Annotated in this window: 3 protein-coding genes; all 3 read right to left on the reverse strand. The window is 44.2% G+C overall.

Annotated elements, in window-relative coordinates; translation table 11 throughout:
- Window positions 1–371: minor capsid protein (locus ACFUTU_RS21445; protein WP_377967972.1), on the reverse strand; the 371-nt coding region annotated here is incomplete at its 3' end.
- Between the two features lie 10 nt (window positions 372–381).
- Complete coding sequence (locus ACFUTU_RS21450; RefSeq protein ID WP_377967974.1) at window positions 382–711, reverse strand: minor capsid protein; 330 nt, start codon at window positions 709–711, stop codon at window positions 382–384.
- Window positions 712–725: 14 nt separating this feature from the next.
- The coding region (locus tag ACFUTU_RS21455; RefSeq protein ID WP_377967976.1) for a putative minor capsid protein at window positions 726–1,087 on the reverse strand (362 nt) is incomplete at its 5' end.

Consider the following 1,087-nt stretch of genomic DNA (forward strand, 5'->3'; position numbering starts at 1 on the left):
GCTTGAAACATTGCGGTATATATGTGGCCCTCTGGTGTTTGTTCAACCCAGTTAGGCGTTGTGTAAACTTCGCATTTAACAAAAGTAAAAGAGCCGCCACCACTTGTGACCGCTCCGTTAGTTAACGTATCTAATTTGTCTGATATTTGCTGACAAGTTGTGTATGATTTATATTGATCAAGATGTCTGACCAATATCTGAAAGGCAAAAATGTAATTTCGGGACATATCCAGGTTTTTTGTAGGTTTAACGCTTGGGATCGCCAAAATTGAAATGTCGTTCCCGCTTGTCAAAGGGCCTACGGTCAGCGTCTTTTTAAATAAGAGCATGTTACTTTCGATATACTGCTTCATTCGGTCTAAAAAGTCCATAACACACCCCCTAAAAAGTACGATTCCGTAGGTTTTCCATGACTCTCAACCAACGGGGCAGAAAATAAGCCTTTGCCGCTTCAAACCATAGCCCCCGCGCATTCGGGTTTTTATCTTTCGAGAAGTTATACTGTGGGTTATAGTAGACCTTCTTCGCATAAGGTGTGTCCCATATAAGCTTTCCGTTTTCAAGATCAGATGCACGCTGCGAACTGGCAATCAAGTTTCCAGTATCGTGGGGCGCGTAGTAATTCGAATCTTTAAGCACTTCGGACGATAACAGGAATTGACCTTCTTTATCAAAGTTGTCAACCCTGCGCGAAAGGTTCCCAAGATCCACGCGAACATGACTTCTCATTTGATTTCCACCTCATAATGATGGGGTGCGCCTGGGTTTTCATCGTACAATTCTTTGACCTTCTGCACCTCGTATGTTTTCCCGTTAAACGTAACCCTGGATTGCTCTTTCAGCCGCTTGAATGGCTTTGAGTTTAAGCGATCAATAAAGATAATAGACTGGCCTTCCACGTCATTACGGACGTTGTTCCGCATAATGGCCGTGACAGGTTCAACCCTGATCCTCTCAATGGGAATAGGGGCCGCAAAACCGCCGCCCCATCCGTTTGGATTGTCCGTAATCTCTTCATATTCGATTGAATGTATAAGCAGCTCAATAGGGATTGGTTTAGCCATGAACGGACACCCCACGATATAGC

The sequence above is a fragment of the Arthrobacter sp. NPDC057388 genome (assembly GCF_042668165.1).
In the GTDB taxonomy this organism is placed as follows: Bacteria; Actinomycetota; Actinomycetes; order Actinomycetales; family Micrococcaceae; genus Arthrobacter.